At 64.1% G+C, this 18,191-nt stretch carries 9 protein-coding genes; 2 read left to right on the forward strand and 7 right to left on the reverse strand.

The annotated features are described in order from the left end of the window. Positions 1-9: 9 nt before the first annotated feature. From menA to ispD, 3 genes are all read right to left on the reverse strand, one after another. Positions 10-1,554, reverse strand: coding sequence for a 1,4-dihydroxy-2-naphthoate octaprenyltransferase (menA, locus tag IPG14_RS03930; protein WP_343390950.1), 1,545 nt, complete (start codon positions 1,552-1,554; stop codon positions 10-12). Between the two features lie 99 nt (positions 1,555-1,653). Beyond that, positions 1,654-2,124: a 2-C-methyl-D-erythritol 2,4-cyclodiphosphate synthase gene (gene ispF, locus IPG14_RS03935; RefSeq protein ID WP_343385832.1), complete on the reverse strand. Its 471-nt coding sequence runs from the start codon at positions 2,122-2,124 to the stop codon at positions 1,654-1,656. A 2-nt stretch (positions 2,125-2,126) separates the two neighbouring features. After that, positions 2,127-2,798 (reverse strand): 2-C-methyl-D-erythritol 4-phosphate cytidylyltransferase, encoded by a 672-nt coding sequence (gene ispD / locus IPG14_RS03940; RefSeq protein ID WP_343390951.1) that lies wholly within the window; start codon positions 2,796-2,798, stop codon positions 2,127-2,129. A gap of 76 nt (positions 2,799-2,874) precedes the next feature. On the opposite strand from ispD, the gene IPG14_RS03945 reads away from it, so the two are divergent. Continuing rightward, positions 2,875-3,312, forward strand: a complete 438-nt coding sequence (locus IPG14_RS03945; RefSeq protein ID WP_343390952.1) for a hypothetical protein — start codon at positions 2,875-2,877, stop codon at positions 3,310-3,312. Positions 3,313-3,410: 98 nt separating this feature from the next. Then, positions 3,411-5,315: a TIGR03960 family B12-binding radical SAM protein gene (locus IPG14_RS03950; RefSeq protein WP_343388179.1), complete on the forward strand. Its 1,905-nt coding sequence runs from the start codon at positions 3,411-3,413 to the stop codon at positions 5,313-5,315. 81 nt (positions 5,316-5,396) lie between these two features. Here IPG14_RS03950 and rpoC read toward each other — a convergent pair whose 3' ends face one another. The 4 genes from rpoC to IPG14_RS03970 all read right to left on the reverse strand — a co-directional run bounded on the left by rpoC (position 5,397) and on the right by IPG14_RS03970 (position 18,064). Further along, complete coding sequence (gene rpoC, locus IPG14_RS03955) at positions 5,397-9,845, reverse strand: DNA-directed RNA polymerase subunit beta' (RefSeq protein ID WP_343390953.1); 4,449 nt, start codon at positions 9,843-9,845, stop codon at positions 5,397-5,399. Further along, entirely contained in the window at positions 9,829-13,686 is a 3,858-nt protein-coding gene (locus IPG14_RS03960) for a DNA-directed RNA polymerase subunit beta (protein WP_343390954.1), read from the reverse strand. Before IPG14_RS03960 ends, rpoC begins: the two co-directional genes overlap by 17 nt. Before the next feature lie 191 nt (positions 13,687-13,877). Next, positions 13,878-16,355, reverse strand: coding sequence for an ATP-dependent Clp protease ATP-binding subunit (locus tag IPG14_RS03965; RefSeq protein WP_343385272.1), 2,478 nt, complete (start codon positions 16,353-16,355; stop codon positions 13,878-13,880). 38 nt (positions 16,356-16,393) lie between these two features. Further along, positions 16,394-18,064, reverse strand: a complete 1,671-nt coding sequence (locus IPG14_RS03970; protein ID WP_343390955.1) for a S1 RNA-binding domain-containing protein — start codon at positions 18,062-18,064, stop codon at positions 16,394-16,396. Positions 18,065-18,191 lie beyond the last annotated feature (127 nt).

The raw sequence follows: 18,191 nt of genomic DNA on the forward strand, positions 1-18,191 counted from the left end.
CGACGGAGGTCAGCGGAGGACCGTCTTGACCCCCGCGAAGATCCGGCGCTGGCGCTCCACCGAACGGTACATGTAGACGATGTACCCGAGCCCCACCGCCGCCAGGGCGACGGCCAACGGCAAACCGTCGCGGCCGAGTTCCTCCCACGCGTAACCGAGAGCGAAGAGCAGGCCGGTCGTGAGGTGCGCGATTGCGGTCAGTGCGTTCGCCGGCGCCAGCTCGAAAGGCTCTTCGGAATGCTGGAGGACGATGCGCGAGGCACTCAGCCAGAGTGGGATCCCGGCCAACGCGGCGAGCGACATCAGCGGCGCGACATCCGCAACCACCAGCGCCACCACGGCCGCGAAAGGCATCGCACCCAGCACCGGGTACAGTTTCGCGGCGCGCCCGCGCCCAAGCCGGACGACGAGCGTGCGCTTGTGGGTCGCCAGGTCTGCGCGGTAGTCCGGGAACTCATTGATGTAGAGGACGAGCGCGACGAGGAAGGCGACGGGCAATGAAACGAGGATGGAATTCCGGGTCACTTCGCCGGTCTGCACGTAGTAGGCACCGGTGACCATGAGTACGCCGAAGTTGAGGGCGACCATCACCTCGCCCAGACCACGCGTCACCCAGGAGATCGGGCGGGCCGTGTAGAACACACCGGAAAGCAGGCCTGCGATGCCGAATGCGATGACCCACGGATGGCCCGCGAACGCGAGGCCAGCGCCGACAACGGCTGCGGCCAGGCACAATCCCGCGCCGAGCATGAGGGTCTCCACGGGTGTCATGAGACCTAGCTGAATTACGCGGCTGCCCCCGGAAAAGGGCCGCACGAACTCCCGGTTCGCGGCGTCGTTGCCGTTGCGATGGTCGAAGTAATCGTTGAGCACGTTGGTGCCGCCCTGGACCGCGACAGCCGCCAGGAGCGTGAAGACCGCAGGGAACCACGCGATTTCGCCGGTGATGTTCCACGCGAAGGCGACGCCCAGCACCACTGGAACGAGGCTCGCGAGAAGGGAAAGCGTGCGCACCGCTTCTCGCCAGGCAGTGAAGCGCTTGCGGACCCCTGCGAGGTCACTCTCGGCCCTCGCGTTCTCTTCGAACTCGACGACGGTCGGCGGCATCCCGGCGACGATCTCGCCGAAGATCCGCATCTTCACTTCTATCGGCGTTATCCGGATGAAATCGAGGATGTCGGTCTGACCCGCCCCTTTCAGGTGGGCGACAATCGGTGACGGGCCAGAAACCATTTCCAGCGCCCTCGCTCGTTCGGCCGGATCCGTGACGATCTCGGCCCGGCCGGTGACTTCGATTTCGCGCCAGCCAGACTGGTCGGTCCGCCGGTCGAGCACGAGCAGCGAAATCGACGGATCGTTCACGATCTGGAGTGTCTTGGGGTCCCCCTTCATCGATGACGCATAAATGCGGAAGTCTTCGTCCGCTGCGAAATGCATCATGCGCGAGCGGAGGCGGCTGCCTGCCCGGGTGCCCACCGCCATCTCATCGACGGCGTTCAGGGAGTCGAGGATCTCCTCGTGCGTGTGGTTACCAACAACAATCGTCCCCGCCATATGGGGCCTCCAAACCAGTGCTTGCGCGGCACAAGCGATTCTCGCCCCAATGTGGGCAATCCGCCATCGTCCCGCTCACATCAAGTGCATCCGAGCCGGCTACTTTTCGAGCAAGACCACCGCGGTCGCAGCCATGGCTTCGCCCCGGCCGATTGCGTCGAGCCCCTCGGCGGTCTTCGCCTTCACACTGACCGCCTCCACATCGATAGCAACGATCCCGGCGATCCGCTCCCGGATGTGGGGAATGTAGGAGGCCAGCTTCGGGCGTTCGGTCCGGACGGTCGAGTCGATATTGGCGACCTGCCAGCCCGCCTGGCGAGCGAGTTCGAGCGCCTTTCGCAGGAAATCGGCGGAGTCGGCGTGGGCATAGCGAGGGTCCGCCGGCGGGAAGTAGTGGCCAATGTCACCCAGCGAGGCCGCGCCGAGCACGGCATCGGTGATCGCGTGCAGCAAGACATCGGCGTCGCTATGGCCCGAGAGGCCCGGGCCTTCTTCGATGATGACGCCGCCGAGCACAAGTGGGCGTGCGTCATCGACGCGATGAAGGTCCTCGCCAATGCCGACGCGCATGGTCACGGTTCGCCTCGGCGCTGGAGGAGGGCCGCGGCCACGTCCAGGTCGAGCGGACGCGTGATTTTCAGATTCTCCGCGCCGGCCTCAACCACTTCGCATTCGAGACCGAGCCGGCTGAGCATCGCCGCGTCGTCGGTTTCGTCGTTGTCACCCATCGCGGCGGCATCCAGCCACGCCTGGCGAAGGACGACCTGAGGCGTTTGTGCCGCCCAGAGCCGCGCCCGGTCGGGATGTGCGACGATCCTGTTCCCGGAGACCTCCTTGATCGTGTCGGTCACCCGGGTGGCGGCAATCGCTCCCGGTTTGCCTTCGGCCGCAGTGAGCACGCGCCCCAGGAGTTCGGGCGTGAGCAGGGGTCGAGCGCCGTCATGGATTGCGACGTAACGCGTGGAGCACTGCCGGAGGCCGGCTTCGACGCTGTCGCGGCGGCGAGCGCCACCTTCGACCACGCGGAAACACGCCCTGGGGCACCAGGCCTCGGCCAGTTCGGTCATCTCAGCGACTCGGTCTGGCGCGCTGACCACGACCAGGCAATGCAGCCCGGGCGTGGCCTCGAAAGCAGCCAACGACCATGCCAGCACAGGTCGCCCGGCAAGGTCCGCGAAGAGCTTATCCCGGCCACCAAAGCGGGTTGAGGAACCTGCTGCGACAACAACTGCATCGAACTCCATCGTCTCCGCACCCTAGCACCGCGGCCCTTTCCGCTGTAGCGTCGACCAACCACATCGAGGTGATTGCCGCTTGGGGATGGAACAACAGGCAGCGGAGAAGCTGGGCGAACAGGTGCGAATGGTCGCGACGGTTTCGACAAAAGGGACCGGCAAGAAGATCATGACGGCGGGCGTGGCTCAGCAGTTGGGCGGTGCTCTCGGCGCCACGGCGGCCAACTCGATCGCGAAGAAGCGGAGCCCCGGGGGTCCGGGTGGGCACAGCGGCTACATGGTGCTCGCCCTCGGCGAGACCAACCTCGGGATGTTCAAACAGAAGACCGGATTGCTAAAGCCTTCATGCGGGGACCTGCTCGAGACCATCCCGCTGGATCAGATTACGAAGTTCGAACTCGGCGGCGGCGCACTCACCGCGCCGCTCGTCGTCGGCCTCGCCGATGGCAGCGAATTCGAGCTCGAAGTCCCTCGCGCACACAAGGGCAAGGTGGAGAAACTCAGGGCGGCGCTGAACCTGTAGCGCCGCTCTTCCGCGTTGCGAATCCAAACCCGCGGCCTGCTACCATGGAGGTTCGCCTGTACCGGCACGCCGCAGACCGGGAGAGGAGCACCACCACCATGCCGACAATCGATGAGCTCTTGACGCGCGTTTCCAAGCCCGCCCGCTACACGGGCGGCGAATGGAACAGCGTGACAAAGGACTGGCGCGAGACCGCTGTCCATATCGCCCTCGCCTATCCCGATGCCTACGACATCGGGATGTCCAACATGGGCATCGGGATCCTCTACGACATCCTGAACAAGGTCGATGACATCGCCTGCGAGCGGACGTTCGCCCCCTGGGAAGACATGGAGGCCGAGATCCGGCGCGAAAAGGTTCCGCTCTGGAGCCTCGAAACGCGTACCCCGATCAAGGACTTCGATGTCCTCGGTTTCACGCTCCAATACGAGATGACGTACACGAACGTGCTCAACATCCTGGACCTCTCGGGCATCCCGGTATGGGCGCGGGATCGGACCGGCGAGCACCCGCTGGTTATCGCCGGGGGCAGCGGCGGTTTCAACCCGGAGCCGCTGTCCCCATTCGTCGATGCGTTCTTCCTGGGTGAAGGCGAAGACGCGGTCATCGAGCTGGCGGATCTTGTCCGCGATTGGAAGCGGGCCGGTACGCCTCGCATGGAACGGCTGCGCAGCCTCCTGAAAATGCCCGGCGTCTACGTCCCCGCGTTTTACGAAGCCCGCTACGGGGCGGATGGCCACTTCCTCGCTCTCGAACCGACGACTGCTGAGGCCCCGGCCGTGATCACCCGCCGCATCCTCGAGAAGCTGCCGCCAGCCCTGGTGCGGCCAATCGTCCCGTTCCTCCAGACCATCCACGACCGCGCGGCGGTGGAGATCCAGCGAGGATGCACACAGGGCTGCCGTTTCTGCCAGGCCGGGATGATCTACCGCCCCACGCGCGAACGCAGCCCCGAAGAAGTCGTCCAGGCCGCTCGCGAGCTGATGCGCAACACCGGCTACGACGAGCTCTCCCTCCTCTCGCTGAGCACCACCGACCACAGCCAGATCGTGCCCATGATCAATCAGCTGACGTCGACGTTCGACGACCTGAAGGTCGGCATCCCAAGCACGCGCGTCGACAGCTTCTCAGTCGATGTCGCGAACGCAGTCGCGAAGGGCAAGAAGCACACGCTCACGCTGGCCCCCGAAGCCGGAAGCCAACGGCTTCGTAACGCGATCAACAAGCTTGTCAGCGAAGAGGACCTCCTCGGCGCCGCTGAAAATGCGTTTCAACGCGGCTGGACCGGCATCAAGATGTACTTCATGGTGGGCCTCCCGACGGAAACGATGGACGACGTCGACGGCATCATCGAGATGGGGAAGAAGGTCAAAGCGATCGGCAGGAAGCACGTTGGGGGCCGTGCCCGCGTCCGCGTGAGCACCAGCAACCTTGTCCCCAAGCCGCACACGCCGTTCCAGTGGGCGCGCCAGGATACCGGCGACGAGCTCCAACCGAAGCACCTCCGCTTGAGGGAGGGCTGCCGTTCAGTCGGCGCCGAGTTCAGCTGGAACGATCCGCGGGACAGCTTCATCGAGGCGGTCCTCAGCCGAGGCGACCGGCGCGTGGGCGAAGCGGTCTATGAAGCGTGGAAGAACGGTGCGAAATTTGATGCCTGGGGCGAATACTTCCGTGCCGAGCACTGGGAACGGGCCTTCGAGACGGTTGGGGTGGATGCCGCCTGGTTTGCCCACCGCGAGTGGGACACCCACGAGCCTCTGCCGTGGGACCACATCGACTGCGGTGTGACCAAGAGCTACCTGCGCGGCCAATGGCGGGATGTCCAAACCGTGAAGACCGTGCCGGACTGCCACCACGGCTCCTGCAATGTTTGCGGGATGCAGAGCTTCGATGCCCTCGGCCCCGCCAGGGGCGTGGCCGACTGCGTGGTGAAGCTCGGGAAACTGGCCGAACTCCGCCGGGGCGCGAAGGATCACGAAGGGGAAGTGCTGGAACTGGTGTAGGTCCTGCAGCCGAAACGTCTCGAATACAGAACGGGCCTCTCTTGCGAGAGGCCCGTGCTTTGTGCTTTCGAGAGACGCCGGCTACTCGTCGTCGTCGTCACCACCGATGGTGAAATCCTCGTCCTCGCTGAGGGGGAGGGCGCCGATTTCTTCGTCGTCGTCATCGAGCAGGCCAACCGCCGCCGGGCGCCGGTTGGTGGCAGCTTCGCGCTCGGCGAGGATCCGTTCCAGGTCCTCTTCCTCTTCGAGGAGGAGCGATTCCGGCACGTCCAGTTCGGCGTAATGTTCCCGCTTCGGCACTTCGATTTCGCTCCGCGCCGGGATCAGCTTGCCGATGATGACGTTCTCCTTGAGGCCAAGGAGCTTGTCGGTCGAACCATCGATCGAGGCGTTCGTGAGGACGCTGGTCGTCTCCTGGAAGGAAGCGGCCGCGAGCCACGAATCCGTGTTCAGCGAGGCCTTGGTGACGCCGAGGAGCACCGGCTGGGCCGTGGCTGGCTCTCCGCCCTCGGCGATGACCTTGTTGTTCAACTCTTCGAAGGCGCGCCGGTCGGCCAGGTCGCCCGGCAGCAGGCCGGTATCGCCCGGGTGGTCGACTTTCACGCGTCGCAACATCTGGCGGGTGATCACCTCGATGTGCTTATCGTTGATGTTCACACCCTGGGCTTTGTAGACCTTCTGGACTTCGTCCACCATGTATTTCCGGACAGCGTCCCGGCCCTGGATGTGGAGGATGTGCTGGGGATTACGGGCGCCTTCGGTGAGCTGGTCGCCGGCGTAGACCATGCGGCCGTTCTCAACAAGGAGCCGGGCTGCCGCGGGGATGCCGTACTCGCGCTCCTCGCGCTCTTCGTAGACCACGGAGATCTTGTTCTTACCCGTGGTGCGGACGACGCCGGAGATGCGCGAGACGACCTGCTCGGCGACTGCCGTTGTGTCCTTACCCTTCGGCTCGGGACCCTGGGCGACCGCGGCGCCCGCAACGACGCGTTCGCCATCGTTGACAATCGCCTTGCCGCGAGCGGGGATCTCGTACTCTTCGACGAGCGTATCGACGTTGCTCACGCGGACGATGCGGCGCTCGTTTTCCTGGACGATCTCCACCACGCCATCGGTCTCGCTGATGATCGCCTCGCCCTTGGGGGCGCGGGCTTCAAACAGCTCCTCGACGCGGGGAAGACCGCTCGTAATGTCGGTTTGCGAGGCGACGCCACCGGTGTGGAACGTGCGCATGGTGAGCTGCGTTCCCGGCTCGCCGATGGACTGGGCAGCGATGATGCCGACCGCGGTCCGTTCCTTGACGAGCGTTCCGCGGGCCAGGTCCCGGCCGTAGCAGGGGGCGCAGAGACCGCGTTCCGCTTCGCAGGACATCGGCGTGCGGACGAAGACGCGCATGATCCGGCGAGCATCAATTTCGTCGGATACGGCCTCGTTGATCTCCTCGCCGCGTTCGCAGATCACCTCGCCCGTCGACTCATCGACGACCGGCATGGCAGCGTAGCGGCCGACGATGCGGCTGCGCAGCGATTCGATTGCGTCTCCGGTGTCTTCGCGTTCGATCCAGAGGCCGCTGGTGGTACCGCAGTCCTCTTCGAGGATGATGACGTCCTGCGCAACGTCGATGAGCCGGCGGGTGAGGTAACCCGAGTCCGCCGTTCGAAGCGCGGTGTCGGCGAGACCCTTGCGGGCGCCGTGGGTGGAAATGAAGTACTCGAGCACCGTGAGGCCCTCGCGGAACGAACCGCGAATCGGGAGCTCGATGACTTTGCCGTTCGGGTCCGCCATGAGACCGCGCATGCCGGCCATCTGGCGGATCTGGGTGATGTTACCCTTCGTGCCCGAGCTCGCCATGTAGTAGAGCGAACCGTACTCCGGCATGCGCTCCTTGATGGCGTTTTCGATTTCAGTGGTGGTCTTGGACCAGATGTTCACCGTTTCCTGGTAGCGCTCTTCATCGGTGATGAGGCCCATCTGGTACTGATCGCGCAGCTCATCGACTTTCAGGTCGGCCGCGTCCAGGAGCGCGCGCTTGTTCTTCGGCACCTGGATTTCGTGGATAGCGATCGTGATCCCGGAGCGAGTTGCGTAGTGGAAACCGGTCGCCTTGATGCGGTCGACCACCTCACCCGTTTCCTCGCTGCCCATCGTCCGATAGCAGGTAGCAACCACCTTGCGGAGATTGGGCCGGTCCATGATGACGTTCTGGAAGTCCACACCGTCGGGGAGGACCTCGTTGAAGATGATCCGGCCGACCGTGGTATCGATAAGACGCGTCTTGGCGTTTCCAGCATCGTCGTACTCAGGCTCGCCGCCCGGCCCCGAAACGCCCCGCGCTGTGCGGACGCGGATGGGTGCCCGCAGTTCGAGGATGCCGAGATCGAAGGCGAGCTTGGCCTCTTCGAACGAACCGAAGATGCCTTCCGCGGGGCGGCCGTTGGCCTCGCGGTAATGGCCCTTGGCCTTTTCATCAATGTCCGTCATGTAGTAGCAGCCCAACACCATGTCGAGCGACGGCGCGACGATTGGGTCACCGCTGGCTGGCGAAAGGAGGTTCCGGTTGGACATCAGGATCTGCTTGGCTTCGGCCACGGCTTCCCGGCTCAGCGGGACGTGGACAGCCATCTGGTCGCCGTCGAAGTCGGCGTTAAAGGCCGAGCAGACAAGCGGGTGGAGCTGGATGGCGGAGCCTTCAATGAGCACTGGCTGGAACGCCTGGATGCCGAGGCGGTGGAGTGTCGGCGCGCGGTTGAGGAGCACCGGCCGGTCGTGGATGACTTCATCCAGGACGTCCCAGACTTCCGGCCGGGCGCGCTCGACAATGCGCTTCGCACTCTTGATGTTGTGGGCGAGGCCCTTGGCGACGAGCGAGTGCATGACGAACGGCTTGAAGAGCTCAAGCGCCATGCGCTTGGGAAGGCCGCACTGGTGCAGCTTCAGCTCCGGGCCGACGACGATGACTGAACGCCCCGAATAGTCGACGCGCTTGCCGAGGAGGTTCTGGCGGAAGCGGCCCTGCTTGCCCTTGAGCATGTCGGACAGGCTCTTCAGCTTGTGATTGCCGCTGCCGGAGACCGCGCGGCCGCGGCGGCCGTTGTCGATCAGGCTGTCGACGGCCTCCTGCAGCATGCGCTTTTCGTTTCGGATGATGATCTCGGGCGCGCCGAGGTCCAACAGCCGCTTCAAGCGGTTGTTTCGGTTAATGACACGTCGGTAGAGGTCGTTGAGGTCACTGGTTGCGAACCGGCCGCCGTCGAGCTGGACCATCGGGCGAAGGTCCGGCGGGAGGACGGGAAGGACCTGGAAGACCATCCACTCCGGCTGGTTGCCGGAGCTCTTCAGCGATTCGACGACATTCAGGCGCTTGGTCGCCTTCTTTCGGCGCATGCCGCTGGCCGTCAGGATTTCCTGCTTCAGGCGGGCGCGCATCTCGTCGAGATCAACTCGCTTGAGGACTTCGAGCACGGCTTCGGCGCCCATCCCGGCGGTGAAGACATGGCCGAAAAGGTCCGAAAGTTCCCGGTAACGCGTCTCCGTGAGGAGCGCGACCTGGTCGTCCCGGATCGGGTCTTTCAAGTCTTCGAGATCCTTCAGGCGCTCGCGGTACTGCTCCTCGACCTCGTCTCGAAGCTGCTTCTCCTTCTGCTGGAGGGGATGCAGTTCATCGAGGAGAGCGGCTTTCGCGTCATCGAGGGCGCTATCGGCAGCGTTCGATTCAAGGCCCTTGAGCTTCCCGGTCTCCTTGTCGAAGGCAACCAGCTTCTTGTCGCCTTCGCGTTGGACCCGCGTCACGACAGCGGCGGTGACCTTCATCCCGGCTTCCACGATGACGTCGCCGAGAAGGGAGATCTCAGCTTCGAGCACGCTCCCCTTCGCGGCATCGGCGGTTTCCACAGCGCGCTGCACCGATGCGGCCAGTGCATCGCGCGAGATCTGCCGTTCTTCGCCGATCTGCTGCTGCTTTACCGTTACCTTCGCCTGGAGTTCGGCGTTGGCGTCTTCAAGCTGCTTCTCGAGTTTCTCCCGCTTGGGGCGGATCTCCGAGACGCGCTCTTCGACAACGTTGAGCATCTCGGCGCGGAGGTGCTCAAGTTCCCGGTTCCGGGCTTCGTCGTCGACCTGGATGATCATGTACTGCGCGAAGTAGAGGACGCGCTCAAGGTTGCGCGGTGACATGTCCAGAAGCAGGCCGAGCTTGCTCGGCGTGCCCTTCACGAACCAGATGTGGCTCACCGCGCTGGCGAGTTCGATGTGGCCCATGCGCTCGCGGCGCACCTTCGCCCGGGCGACTTCGACACCGCACTTATCGCAGATGATGCCCTTGTAGCGGACTCGCTTGTACTTGCCGCAATAGCATTCGAAGTCCTTGGTCGGACCGAAGATCTTCTCGCAGAAGAGCCCGTCCTTCTCCGGCTTCAGCGTGCGGTAGTTGATGGTCTCCGGCTTGGTGACCTCGCCATAGCTCCAGGAGCGGATCTGCTCCGGGCTGGCCAAAGCGATGCGGACCTGGTTGAAATCATTGACTTCGAGCATTAAAGAAGTCCTCCTCGCGTTCGAAGCCGGAGAGGTTGAGCCCGAGCTCCGGCAGGTCGTTGGCGGTTTCATCGATGAAGGAGACGTTGCCGCCTTCATCGTTGGAGACCTCGACCGAGAGGCCGAGGCTCTGGAGTTCCTTGACGAGGACCTTGAAGGACTCGGGCACGCCCGGTTCGAGCACGTCTTCGCCCTTCACGATGGCTTCGTAGGTCTTCACGCGGCCAACGACGTCGTCCGACTTCACTGTCAACAGTTCCTGGAGGATGTGGGCGGCGCCATAGGCTTCGAGTGCCCACACTTCCATTTCGCCGAAGCGCTGGCCACCGAACTGCGCCTTACCACCGAGCGGCTGCTGGGTGATGAGCGAGTACGGGCCGGTGCTGCGGGCGTGGATCTTGTCTTCCACCAGGTGGATGAGCTTGAGCATGTAGATGTAGCCAACGGTGAGCGGTTGGTCGAAGGCCTCGCCCGTGCGTCCGTCGTAGAGCTTCATCTTGCCGAAGAGCGGGGGCGGTACGTTCGTCTCGCGGTAGATGGCCTGGGCCATCGCTTCGAGCTCTTCGCGCGGGAGCTTGCCTTTTTCGAGGAGTTTCTGACCTTCGACGGCGCGCTTCTCGTTGAGCCAGATCTCCAGGCAGCTGCGGCTCGCCGCGCCGGCCTCGGGGTTTCGCAGGATGCCGTCCGCCGGGTAGCCCTTGCCTTCGATCCAGGCGATAGCGGTATCCAGATCGAACCCGCGGTCGCGCGCATCCACGTGGTAGACCGCGCCCGATTCCTGCGCCATCCAGGCGCGAGCGAGCGCGTCGTCGATTTCGACGTCTGTCGCACCGTCAAAGACGGGAGTGATGGCGCGGAAGCCCAGGGCATTCGCGGCCCAACCAAGGTGGGTTTCAAGCACCTGGCCGATGTTCATGCGGCTGGGGACGCCGATTGGGTTCAGGATGATGTCGATCGGCGTGCCATCTTCCAGGTAAGGCATGTCCTCCCGCGGGAGGATCCGGCTGATGACGCCCTTGTTCCCGTGGCGCCCCGCCATCTTGTCGCCTTCCGAAAGCTTCCGGCGCTGGGCGATGCTGACGCGGACGAGCTTGTTCACTCCGGCCGGGAGGCCTTCGTGGTTCGAGCGGTCGAAGACCTTAACCTCGATGACCTTGCCTTTTTCGCCGTGAGGGACGCGCAGGCTGGTGTCCTTCACCTCGCGCGCTTTTTCGCCAAAGATGGCGCGGAGGAGCTTCTCCTCAGCCGTCAGCTCGGTCTCGCCCTTGGGCGTGATCTTGCCGACCAGGATGTCGCCTTCGCGGACTTCGGCGCCGATGCGGATGATGCCGTCCTCATCGAGTTGGCTCAGGCTTTCTTCGCCAACGTTCGGGATGTCCCGGGTGATCTCTTCATCGCCGAGCTTCGTCTGGCGCGCTTCGACTTCGTGCTTCTCGATATGGATCGAAGTGAACTTGTCTTCGCGTACCAGGTTCTGGGAGATGATGATCGCGTCTTCGAAGTTGTAACCCTCCCAGCTCATGAACGCGCAAAGGACGTTCTGGCCGAGGGCGAGGTCGCCGCCCTGGGTGCTGGAGCTGTCGGCGATCGGTTGGTCTTTCGCGACGCGTTCGCCACGGTACACCAGGGGCCGATGGTTGAGACAGGTACCCTGGTTCGAACGCGTGAACTTGGTCATCGGGTAGCTGACATCGCCGAGGTCGGCGTTGTCATACCGAATCAGAATCCGCTGCGCGTTCGCTTCCAGGACTTCACCGTCGCCGGCCGCCGTCTTCACGTGGCCGCTGTCCACGGCGGTGCGCCGTTCCATCCCGGTGCCCACGAGCGGGACCTCTGGACGGACGAGGGGCACAGCCTGGCGCTGCATGTTCGCACCCATGAGGGCGCGGTTCGCGTCGTCATGTTCGAGGAACGGGATGAGCGCCGTGGCGACCGATACCATCTGCTTCGGCGAAACGTCGATGTAGTCGACTTCCTCCACCGCAACGGCTTCGTAGTTCTCGAACTGGCGAATCTCGACGCGGTCGTCGAGGAAGTGGCCGTCCGCATCGAGCAGCGTGTTCGCCTGGCCGACCTTGTACTTGTCTTCCTGGTCGGCGGTCAGGTAGATGATGTCATTGGTCACCCAGGGGCGGGTCGGCACCGACCGGCCGGCGGCGGCAAGCTTCTTCGCGATGGCCGCGTCGACAGCGTCGCCGGCAGAGGCAATGAGCTTGCCCTTGTCATCGAGAGCGTCTTCGCGCAGGACGCGACCGATGAGGTTCGGGTCATCGGAAACCAGTTCGCGGATGACGCGCCGGTACGGCGTTTCGATGAAGCCGAACTCGTTGAGGCGCGCGTAGGTCGCAAGTGAGCCGATGAGGCCGATGTTCGGGCCTTCGGGGGTCTCGATCGGGCAGATACGCCCGTAGTGGCTGTGGTGAACGTCGCGCACGTCGAAGCCGGCGCGGTCGCGGGAGAGACCGCCCGGCCCGAGCGCGCTGAGGCGGCGCTTGTGGTTCAACTCCGAAAGCGGGTTCGTCTGGTCCATGAACTGGGAGAGCTGGCTGCCGCCGAAGAACTCCTTCATGGCCGCCACGACCGGCCGGATGTTGATGAGGGCGCTCGGGGTCGCCTCTTCCGGATCGGTGATGGTCATGCGCTCACGGACGACGCGCTCCATGCGCAGCAAACCAACGCGGAACTGCTGCTGGATCAGCTCCCCGACGGCACGCACGCGGCGGTTGCCGAGGTGGTCGATGTCATCGTGGTGTCCGCGCCCGTTGTTGATGTTGACCTGCTCGCGGATGATGCTCACGAGGTCGTACGGGCGGAGCCAGCGCTGGGTGGTCGGCTCCTCGAGTTCGAGGCGCGTGTTCACCTTGTGCCTGCCGACGCGGCCGAGGTCGTAGCGGCGAGGTTCGAAGAACAACGTCTTCAGCAAGTTGCGGGCGTTGTCATGAGTCGGCGGGTCGCCGGGGCGAATCTTGCGATAGAACTCGAGGAGCGCCCCATGCTTGTCTTCCACGAGGGGCTCGCGCGGTTCCTTGCTAATGGTGGTCACAAGGAACTGGTGCACGTCGCTCGTATCGACCGCCTCGAACATGCGCACGAGGCGGTCATTCGTGCCGAGGTGTTCGCGCTCGAGTTCGCGCAGCGCCTGCTCACGCGCCTTGTCCTCGGTCGCGTTGAAATACTTGGCGAATCGCGGATCGTCACGGTCGCCAGGCAGCAGGCCCGGGACGTCGATCGCGCGAATGAGCGTGGTAACGGGGATCTTCCGCTTGCGGTCGACCTTCACGTAGAGCACGTCGCGGTTTGATGTTTCGAACTCCAGCCAGGCGCCGCGATTCGGGATCAGCTTGGCGTGGCAGAGCCGCTTCCCGGTCGCCTGGTCCGTCTCGATCGTGTAGTACACACCCGGCGAGCGGACGAGCTGGGAAACGACGACGCGCTCAGCGCCGTTGATGATGAAGGTGCCCTTGTCGGTCATCAGCGGGAAGTCGCCGAAGAAGAGGCGCTGTTCCTTGATTTCACCCGATTCTTTGATCCGGAGTTCGACATCGACGAAGAGCGGAGCGGCGTACGTCATGTCGCGCTCACGGCACTCGTTCATCGGGGCCTTGGGCTCGCGGAACTCGTAGTCACCGAAGATGAGGTCCATCTTCGAGCCGGTGAAGTCCTGGATAGGAGAGATTTCGGTGAGGAGCTCCCTGAGTCCTTCTCGCTTGAACCACTCGAAACTGTCGAGCTGGATCTTGATCAGGTTGGGGAGGTCGAGAACGTTTGGGATCTGACCGTAGGTCTGGACTTGGAGGGGTGCAAAAGCACCACTGCGCACCACGTCACGCGTAGTGGTCATCCTGTGGCAACTCCTTCAGGACTTACTGGGCGATGGACACGAAGAGATAGGGTTGGGCCAACGATGCTCTGGGAAGACGATGGGCATGGCAAGCCAAAGAACAATGTTAGTCAAACCACCTGTCGCCGTCAATCGAAGGCAGCCCGCCCGGACGATGGCCCGGGCGGGCTGGTGAGGCGGGCGGGGACTCGCTAGCCGACCGCGGCCGGCTCGCGGACGGGCTCGATCTTCAACGCTCCCTCTTCGGCGTCGACCTTCACCAGGTCGCCCGCGATGAAGTCGCCGGAAAGGAGCATTTCGCTGAGCTTGTCCTCGATGTTGTCCTGGATGACACGGCGGAGTGGCCGGGCGCCGAAGATCGGATCGTAGCCCTTCTCTCCGAGCCAGTCCTTGCCGGCATCCGTGACTTCCATCCGCACACCCCGCGTCATCAGCTGCTTCTCGACCTTGCGCAGCTCGTTGTCAACGATGCGGCGGATGTCCTCGCGAGAGAGCGAGCGGAAGACCACGGTGCTGTCTATCCGGTTCAGGAACTCCGGCTTGAAGACGTTCTTCAACTCCGTCAGGACCTTGTCCTTCATTCGCAGATAGCGGTCTTCGTGAGACTTCACTTCGTCCGAGGCGGTAGCGAACCCGAGCCCGGAGTCCTTCTTGATGAGGTCGGACCCGACGTTCGAAGTCATGATGATGATGGTGTTGCGGAAATCGACCTTGCGGCCCTTCGCATCGGCGAGGCGGCCCTCGTCGAAGATCTGGAGCAACAGGTTGAAGACTTCCGGGTGCGCCTTCTCGATTTCGTCGAGGAGGATGAGGCAGTACGACTTCCGACGGACGGTATCCGTCAGCTGGCCGCCGTCGTCGTAACCGACGTAGCCGGGAGGCGCCCCGACGAGGCGGGAGACCGTGTGCTTCTCGCTGAACTCGCTCATGTCGAGCTTAATCATGTTGTCCTGGGAATCGAACATGAATTCGGCGAGCGCCCTGGCGAGTTCGGTCTTCCCGACGCCCGTAGGACCGCAGAAGAGGAACACCCCGATGGGGCGGCGCGGATCCTTCAGGCCGGCACGCGCGCGGCGGACGGCTCGAGCGATCGTCTCGATCGCCTCGTCCTGCCCGATCACGCGGCCACGGAGTTGGTCCTCCATCTTCAGCAGGCGGGCACTCTCTTCGCTCGCAATGCGGGCGACCGGGATACCGGTCCACATGGAGACGACTTCGGAGATGTCCTCCTCCGTGACGACCGGGGTGGCAATCCCCTCCTCGCCCTCTTCCCACTCGCCCATCTCCTTGATCTTGTCCTGGAGCTTGAGTTCGCGGTCGCGGAGTTCGGCCGCATATTCATACTGCTGCGAAGCAATCGCCTGCTCTTTTTCGCGGCGCAGGCTCTCGAGGCCCTTCATCGCCTCTTTGAGCGACGGCGGAGTGGCCGCCCGGCGGATGCGGACCCGGCTCGACGCCTCGTCGATGAGGTCGATCGCCTTGTCCGGCAGGAAGCGGTCGCTGACGTAGCGCGAAGAGAGTTCGGCGGCGCCAACCAGGGCGGCATCGCTGATCTTGAGCTTGTGGTGCTCCTCGTAGCGCGGCCGGATTCCCTTGAGGATCTCGATCGTCTCTTCGACCGACGGCTGTTCGACCATAACCGGCTGGAAGCGGCGTTCGAGCGCCGCGTCCCGTTCGATGTGCTTCCGAAACTCATCGAGGGTGGTAGCCCCGATGCACTGCAGTTCACCGCGGGCGAGTGATGGCTTAAGGATGTTCGCGGCATCTACCGCGCCTTCGGCCGCACCCGCGCCAACGAGCATGTGCAACTCGTCGACGAAGAGGATGCAGTTGCCGGCGCCCTTGATCTCTTCGATGACCTTCTTCAGGCGCTCTTCGAACTCGCCGCGGTACTTGGTACCGGCAACGAGTGAACCGATATCGAGCGTCAGGAGGCGTTTGCCCTGGAGGGTCTCGGGGACGTCGCCGCTGACGATGCGCTGGGCGAGCAGTTCGGCGATCGCCGTCTTACCGACGCCCGGCTCGCCGATCAGGACCGGGTTGTTCTTCGTCCGGCGCGAGAGGATCTGGACGACGCGCTCCAGTTCGTTCGAACGCCCTATGACCGGGTCCAGCTGGTTGTTGCGGGCGGCCTGCGTCAGGTCGATCCCGAGCTGGTCGACGGTCGGGGTGCGGGTCGCCTGGCGGGCGCCAGCACCGGCGGTGGCGCCGGCGGCCTGCGGGGCGGACTGGCTGAGGATGCGGGTCGTCTCGGCGCGGACGCGTTCGAGATTGACGCCCAGGCTTTCCAGCACGCCCGCGGCGATACCCTCGCCTTCCCGGACGAGGCCGAGGAGGAGGTGCTCGGTACCGATATAGCTGTGCGTAAGGCGGCGTGCCTCATCAACCGCGAGTTCGATGACCTTCTTGGCGCGCGGGGTCAGGCCGATTTCGCCGAGGACGGTGCGGTCGCCCCGCCCAATGATGAATTCGACGGCCGAACGGACCTTGTTGAGCTCGACGCCGAGATTCGCGAGGACCTTGGCGGCGACGCCGTCACCTTCGCGCACCAACCCGAGGAGGATGTGCTCGGTGCCGATATAGTTGTGGTTGAAGCGATGTGCTTCTTCCTGGGCGAGCGTCAGTACGCGCCGCGCCCGTTCAGTGAACTTGTCGAACCTATCGGCCATGTACTTCTCCCACCCCTCTGGATGCGCCCAGGGAACGACTACGAGCCGTCCGCAGACTCCTCCCCTTCGGAAGGTGCTGCAGCTTCTGCTGGTGAGCCGTCCGTGGCTCCATTCTCGGCGTCCGTCGCTGCCGCCGTCGCCTCGGAAGAATCCTGAGTTTCGGCCACAGCCTCCCCCGCATCGGAGGATTCGGCGACGGTTTCCTGCTCCCCGGCTTCAGCCAGCGGCGTTTCAACTGCTGCTTCCGCCGCGGCATCTTCAACCAACGCGGTAGCGGCTGCGGCTTCCACCGCGCCTGCGGCCTCAGCATCAGCTTCAGCCGGAGCCTCGACAGATGCATCGACAACGGTGGCGGCGACGACGCTGCCGGCCTCGGCGTTTTCGAGCGCCTGCGCGAATGCGTGCGCAAACGCCGAGATCGGTTCGGGGTCGCGTGAAACCGCCTGCTCGATCGCTTCCTGGGCCGTCTTCGGCTGGCGCCGGACGGGGACGGAAGCATCGCGCGGGGGCAGCTGGAACTGCTCCCGGACATCGTCCGGATAGTCGATCACGGCGCCATTCGCATCAAACTGGAAGCCCATCGCTTCCGCGTCGTTCCGCGCCTGGCGGAGGCTGAGGCCGAGGCGATGACGATCCTTTTCGATCCGCACCAGCTTGACCGGCACCACATCGCCTTCCTTCACGACATCCTTGGGATGTTGAATCCGCCGGTTCGAAAGCTCCGAGATGTGGATGAGCCCTTCGACCGGGCCATCGAGGCGGACGAACGCGCCGAATGCCATCAACTTGGTCACACGGCCGATCAGGATCTGTCCGATGACGAACCGGTTGACGGTCGAGTCCCACTTCTCGGGCTGGGCGCGCTTGAGCGACAGCGAGATCTTCTTGGTGTCGCGGTCGATCTTGAGGATGTATGCCTGCACTTCGTCGCCGACGTTGTACAGCTCCTTGGCCTTCTTGCCGCGCTCCCAGGTGAGCTCAGTCATGTGGGCCAGTCCATCGGCCCCCCCAAGGTCAACAAACACACCGAAGTCGGTGATGGAAGAGACGCGGCCGGTGCGGATCTGGCCTTCCTGAAGCTCATCGAGGACCTTGTCCTTCTGCTCCTTGCGGACTTCCGCCATGGCCGCACGCTCCGAGAGGATCACGCGGTTCCGCTTCCGGTTGAGTTCGATGACCTTCAGGCGGATCGAATTGCCAACGAGGTTCGCGAGCTGGCCCGCGGCATCCGGGTCGTCGCGGCGAACGCTATCGATTTGCGAAAGCGGCACGAACGCGTTGACACCATCGACGTTCACCAGAATGCCGCCACGGTTGTGGCCGGTCACCTGGGCATCGAAGATTTCGCCCGACTCGTGGCGCACCGCAAGGGTGTCCCAGCCTTCTTCGCCGCGAGCGCGGTCGAGGGAGACGATGGCATGCCCTTCCGAAGAAGACGGCTGCAGGACCATGACCTTGACGGTGTCGCCGGCCTTAAGCTTGGCGGCCCCATCGACACCGAGGGAGAGCATCTCGCTCTGCGGGATCACGGCTTCGGTCTTGGTCCCGACATCGACGATCAGGCCGTCGGGAGACGCGCCCATGACCATCCCCTCGACGATTTCGCCGCGGCGAAGCTGACCCGGTTGCGCATCCTCCATTTCGAGGAGCGCCCCCATGTCCATCTCTTCGATTGCGGGGGTTTCTGGCTGGGCGGTATCTGCTGACAAGTTGGGCTCCGATTGGTGGGCCGGCACGCCTCGCTGGAGACAGTGCGGCCAGGGTAGAAATTGGGATCTCGGAATCGATTGTAGCAGCCGCCGATCCTTGCGGGAAAGCAAGGCAAACCGGCGGCCG

The organism is Candidatus Amarobacter glycogenicus (assembly GCF_016704105.1).
In the GTDB taxonomy this organism is placed as follows: Bacteria; Chloroflexota; Dehalococcoidia; order Tepidiformales; family Tepidiformaceae; genus Amarobacter; species Amarobacter glycogenicus.

What these genes read in the sequence shown, in the direction of transcription:
- IPG14_RS03965 (WP_343385272.1), bottom strand. Translation starts at nt 16,355, where the DNA reads ATGGCCGATAGGTTCGACAAGTTCACTGAACGGGCGCGGCGCGTACTG.
- IPG14_RS03960 (WP_343390954.1), bottom strand. Translation starts at nt 13,686, where the DNA reads ATGACCACTACGCGTGACGTGGTGCGCAGTGGTGCTTTTGCACCCCTC.
- IPG14_RS03945 (WP_343390952.1), top strand. Translation starts at nt 2,875, where the DNA reads ATGGAACAACAGGCAGCGGAGAAGCTGGGCGAACAGGTGCGAATGGTC.
- ispD (WP_343390951.1), bottom strand. Translation starts at nt 2,798, where the DNA reads ATGGAGTTCGATGCAGTTGTTGTCGCAGCAGGTTCCTCAACCCGCTTT.
- IPG14_RS03950 (WP_343388179.1), top strand. Translation starts at nt 3,411, where the DNA reads ATGCCGACAATCGATGAGCTCTTGACGCGCGTTTCCAAGCCCGCCCGC.
- ispF (WP_343385832.1), bottom strand. Translation starts at nt 2,124, where the DNA reads ATGCGCGTCGGCATTGGCGAGGACCTTCATCGCGTCGATGACGCACGC.
- rpoC (WP_343390953.1), bottom strand. Translation starts at nt 9,845, where the DNA reads ATGCTCGAAGTCAATGATTTCAACCAGGTCCGCATCGCTTTGGCCAGC.
- menA (WP_343390950.1), bottom strand. Translation starts at nt 1,554, where the DNA reads ATGGCGGGGACGATTGTTGTTGGTAACCACACGCACGAGGAGATCCTC.